The organism is Paraburkholderia sp. Ac-20347 (genome assembly GCF_017104805.1).
GTDB classification, from domain to species: Bacteria; Pseudomonadota; Gammaproteobacteria; order Burkholderiales; family Burkholderiaceae; genus Paraburkholderia; species Paraburkholderia tropica.
The window spans coordinates 1-4,836 of sequence record NZ_JAAGPN010000418.1 but is presented as its reverse complement, the minus strand read 5'-3'; the positions used below and the strand labels follow the sequence as shown (position 1 = coordinate 4,836).

5 protein-coding genes are annotated in these 4,836 nt (G+C 68.2%); 1 reads left to right on the top strand and 4 read right to left on the bottom strand.

The genetic code is table 11. From position 1 onward, the window contains the following. Positions 1 to 18 precede the first annotated feature (18 nt). The 4 genes from G3N97_RS36730 to G3N97_RS36715 all read right to left on the bottom strand — a co-directional run bounded on the left by G3N97_RS36730 (position 19) and on the right by G3N97_RS36715 (position 3,838). Positions 19 to 543: an ABC-type transport auxiliary lipoprotein family protein gene (locus G3N97_RS36730; protein ID WP_241031063.1), complete on the bottom strand. Its 525-nt coding sequence runs from the start codon at positions 541 to 543 to the stop codon at positions 19 to 21. Between the two features lie 193 nt (positions 544 to 736). Then, positions 737 to 1,699 (bottom strand): MlaD family protein, encoded by a 963-nt coding sequence (locus G3N97_RS36725; protein ID WP_205997677.1) that lies wholly within the window; start codon positions 1,697 to 1,699, stop codon positions 737 to 739. A gap of 49 nt (positions 1,700 to 1,748) precedes the next feature. Beyond that, the gene (locus G3N97_RS36720) at positions 1,749 to 2,630 is read right to left on the bottom strand and encodes an ATP-binding cassette domain-containing protein (RefSeq protein WP_205997679.1); all 882 of its coding nucleotides are present in this window, start codon (positions 2,628 to 2,630) and stop codon (positions 1,749 to 1,751) included. A gap of 74 nt (positions 2,631 to 2,704) precedes the next feature. Further along, the gene (locus G3N97_RS36715; RefSeq protein ID WP_205997676.1) at positions 2,705 to 3,838 is read right to left on the bottom strand and encodes an ABC transporter permease; all 1,134 of its coding nucleotides are present in this window, start codon (positions 3,836 to 3,838) and stop codon (positions 2,705 to 2,707) included. 391 nt (positions 3,839 to 4,229) lie between these two features. On the opposite strand from G3N97_RS36715, the gene G3N97_RS36710 reads away from it, so the two are divergent. Beyond that, positions 4,230 to 4,836 (top strand): biotin--[acetyl-CoA-carboxylase] ligase (locus G3N97_RS36710; protein WP_205997675.1); only part of this gene is annotated, 607 nt, incomplete at its 3' end.

Sequence of the window (4,836 nt, the reverse complement as noted above, 5' to 3'; positions counted from 1 at the left end):
TACGCCCACCACCGACATCTACACTAGGGCGCACCTTCTTTCCCTCCACGACGCTCTTCCGATCTTGCCGCCCTGCATCAGCGTCGCGCGCGCGGCCAGCACGCCCGAGCTTTCCGAGGCGGTGTCGAACACCTGTTCGAACTCGGTGAGTTCGACCTTGAGCATCGGCGCCTGCACGGCGTCCGCGCCCGAGAGCACCGTGACGCGCGTGGCGAGCGAGGTGCGCAGACGCTGCGTGAGCAGGCGCGCGGGCGACATCGTCCAGTGGCTGCTCGCGTAGCGCGCCGAGCGCTGCGAGTCGCCGCCGATGCGATAGACGATGCCGTCGTGATCGAGCGTCGCCGGCGCGCTCACTTCGAGCACCTTGAGCGGCGGCAGCGCGGGCGGCGCGGGCTGCGCTTCCTGCGGCCCGAGGTCGTAGCGGATATCCGAGAGCGCGGCCGGATTGCCGGCGCACGCCGCCAGCGTACCGATGGCGAGCGCCGCGAGCGCGGTGCAGCAGAGCCTCAGAAGCGAGCGTGACGGGGTGGCTTGGCGTGACATTGCGGTTCCTTCCGGTTCTTGCGGGTTCTTGCGGATCATGCGATCAGGCGGCGCCGTTCTGGCGGCCGCCGCCGACGTCGAATGCACTCCGACACCATTGCGGCGCAGCAGTTCGCCGCGCGCGCAGCAGCATAGCGATTTTTGCGAAGGGCCAGAACGCGGCGGCCACTTCGCAGCGTTTCGAGGCGCGTTTTTACTTCGCGCCCGTGCCCGGCCACGCGAAGCCCGGCTCGCCGGGACCGGGCGCGGGCTGCGGCGCGCCGCCGAACAGCACGCTGCGCGGACTCGAACTGAACGTGCCCGCCGCGCGGTCCACCGAGCGCATCGCCGAGCGCACGTCGTCGGTCAGCGAATCGACGCGGGGCAGCGTGTCGTAGCCCACGCGCGCCGAGAGTTCCTGAATCGACATGTCGATCGACGAAAGCGCCTGCCCGGCCTGCGCCGCCGCCGTGCCGGCCTTGTTCAGATTGGTCTGGAACGGGCCGTCCGGGCGGTTCACGCTGGTAATGAGCTGATTGGTCGACTGCAAGGTTTTCTGCAGTTCGGAGACCGCACCCGGCAGTTGCTTCGTTGCGGGCTGCAACTGCTGCGCGAGCGTGTTCACGCTGTCGGCAGCCTGTTGCAGCGAGGTCACCGTCGCCATCACCTGCTTGCGGTTTTCCTCGTTGAGCATCTGGTCGACGTCGGTGGCGATGCTGTCGAGCTTGCGCAGCAGCACGTCGCCGCGCCGCTGGAGCTGGTCGAGCAGGCCGGGGCGCAGCGGAATCTCCGCCACGCTCTTGTCCGAGGACGCGAGCGGCGACTGATCGAGCCCGTTGTCGTCGAGCTGCACGAAGGCGATGCCGGTCACGCCCTGGAGCGCGAGCGTGCCGAAGGTCGAGCGCGTCATCGGCGCGCGCTGATCCACGAGCACGCGGATGCGGATCTGGCCCGGATGATTCGCGTCGAAACGGATCGACTGCACCTTGCCGACGTCGAGACCGCGATAGCGCACGGCCGCATCCGGATACAGCCCGGTGACGCTGCTGCGCGAGATCAGGTCGTACGGCACGCGCACCGAGTGATCGGCGCTGAAGAAGAAGACCGTCAGCGCGATGGTCGCCAGCAGGCCGATCGTGAAGACGCCGGCCCAGAACGCATGCGGTTTGTTTTCCATCGTCAGATTCCCTTGTTGGCGACCTTGCGCCTCGTGACACGCCCGCGCGTCAGCACGGCTTCACGCCTACGGATGCGGGCAGCAGCGCCGCCGGCGGCAGCTTCGCGCGGCGCTCGGGCGGCAGCGCCTGCAACGCGCGCCGCCCGCGCATGCCCAGAAAATATTCGCGGATGAACGGATCGTCCACGCCGGCCGCCTCTTCCACGGGCGCGGCCACCAGCACCTTGCGCTCGGCGATCACGGCCACGCGCGTGGAGAGCGCAACCATCGCGTCGAGATCGTGCGTGATCAGCACGACGGTCAGGCCCAGCGCGCGATGCAGCGTGCTGATCAGTTCCACCACTTCGTCCGACGAGCGCGGATCGAGCCCCGCCGTCGGTTCGTCGAGAATCAGCAGTTCGGGCTCCAGCACGATCGCGCGCGCGAGCCCGACGCGCTTGACCATGCCGCCCGAGAGCGCGGCCGGCATCTTCGACGCGTGCTTGCACGGCAGCCCGACCATCTCCAGCTTCAGCATGACGATGTCGCGCAGCAGGTCGCCCGGCACCTTGCCGAGCTCGCGCACCGGCTGCGCGATGTTGTCGTAGACCGACAGCGACGAGAACAGCGCGCCGTGCTGAAACAGCATGCCGGTGCGCGTGCGCATCAGGCGGGCGCGTTCGGGATCGATCGTCGAAATGTCTTCGCCGAACATCTTGATGGTGCCGGACGTGGGCCGTTCGAGCCCGAGAATCTGCCGCACCAGCGTGGTCTTGCCCGAGCCCGAGCCGCCCACGATGGTGACGATCTCGCCGCGGCGAATATCCAGATTCAGATGCTGATGGACGATGTTGCGCCCGTAGCGCTTGGTGAGATTGCGCACCTCGATGATCGGCTCGCCGATCGCCGGCAGCGGCAGGTCCTCGACGGCTTCCTTGAGCGGCGTGCCCAGCGTGCCGGTCGTGGTCAACGCGCCGAGCGTCGGCGTGGACGCCGTGGCGCGGGTTCCGGTCGTGCTCAACGTGTTCATGACAGCCCCACGTTCTGGAAGAGGATGGCGAACACGGCGTCGGCGAGGATCACGATGGTGATCGACGACACGACCGAAGTGGTCGTGCCCTCGCCGAGACTCTGCGAATTCGCCTTGATGCGAAAGCCGAAGTGGCAGCCGACGATGCCCACCAGCATGCCGAACGCCACGCCCTTGCCGAGCCCGATCCAGAGATTCGCGATCGGCACCACGCCCGGCAGCGAACGCACGAAATACGACACGTCGATGCCCAGCACCGCCTTGGCCGCGAGCGCGCCGCCGAGCAGCGCGATGATGTCGGTCCACATGACGAGCAGCGGCATCGCCACGCCCAGCGCGACCACCCGCGGCAGGATCAGCCGCAGGCCGTGCGAGATGCCCATCACGCGCATGGCGTCGAGCTCCTCGGTCACGCGCATCACGCCGATCTGCGCGGTGATGGCCGAACCGGAGCGCCCAGCCACCAGTATGGCCGCAAGCACGGGACCGAGTTCGCGAATCACCGCGAGCCCGAGAATATTGACGATGAACTGGTTCGCGCCGAACAGCCGCAACTGCTGCGCGGACAGGTAGGACAGCACGATGCCGATCAGGAACGCGACCAGCGCCGTGATCGGCAGCGCGCGGGCGCCCGCGTTGTAGACGTTCGCCGAAATCTCGATCCAGGGCGTGGCCTTCGGCTTGCGCAGGATGAAGAGCAGATCGAGGATCACGCGGCCGAGCATCGAAATGCCGCCGTAGAGGTGGTCCCAGAACGAGAAAATCGCGAGGCCGAGCTTCGTGACCGGATCGATCTTGACGACGCGCTCGGGCGCCTCGCGCACCGAATCGAGCAGCGCGATGCGCTCGAAGATGTCGCGCTGAGTCTGCGTGAGCGCGACCAGATCGGCGGGCAGCTTGTGGCCCCAGACGCGCCAGAGCGCCTGGCCGCCCACGTGATCCATGCGTTCGACTTTCGACAGATCCCACTGGCCGACGCGCTCGCCCACCAGCGCGCGCAGCCGGCGCGCCACGCCGCCCTGATCGCGGTCGCGTGCGAGCGCGAGCGCGGTCCACTGGCCGGACAGGCGCACGATCTTTCCCTGGTTGCCGGCCGCGATTTCGAGGCCAGGCGGCGTCTCTTGAGTCAAGGCGGGGCGCTCGGACGGAAGAAATGATTAAACATTGTATCGAACGCGCCCCGTTTCGGCGGTGCGGGCGCGCACCGATTCTCCCTCGCGCCGAACGGCCGTCGCGCAAGCTGTGGACAAATCTGTGGATGACCTGTTGGCACCCTGTGGGCGCGCTGTGGAATGTGCGGCGCGGTGACGCGAAAAACGGCACGCGCCTGTGGATGAATTCGTGGATAAGCTGTTGGCAGCCTGTGGGCGGCCTGTGAATTTGCCTAAAACACAGGCAAATTCCCCGTAAATCGTGCCTGATCGACGTCGACATACCGCCGCTCGCTGCGACGCAATGCGCCCACGCCCGCCGACCGTTCCCGCACCGCCCACACGCCATGCAGCCACTACAATACGCACCATGAATGCGACGCCCCCCACCCCCGCTCCGCGCGCCGACGACTGGCGCATCGACCGCGACCGCGCGGTGACGTTGTTCGGCCCGGCCGCCCACGACTGGCCGATCGAAATCGTCGAGGAAACCGGCTCCACCAATGCCGACCTGATGGCGCGCCTGAAAGCGCTGCCCCATCGCACCAACGCGCTCGCGCGTCCGATCGTGCGCGTGGCGTATCTGCAGACCGCAGGCCGCGGCCGGCGCGGCCGCAGCTGGGTCGCCCAGCCCGGCGACGCGCTGCTGTTCTCGCTCGCCTGCGTGATTCCGCGCCCGATCGAAGGACTCGCGGGACTGAGTCTCGCGGTCGGCTCGGCGCTCGTCGACGGCCTGCGCACGCTGCCCGTCAGCGCGCCCGGCCAGATCGCGCTGAAATGGCCGAACGACGTGCTGCTCGAAGGCGACAAGCTGGTGGGGATTCTGGTGGAAACGGCGTGGAGCACGCCCGACGCGACGGCGGTGGTGATCGGCATCGGCACCAACGTGCGCGGCGCGGATGCACTGGCCGCGAAGGTCGAGGCGCTGAACGCCGACCCCGCCGCGCAGCAGGCCGCGCCCGTGCCGGGCGCTGCGC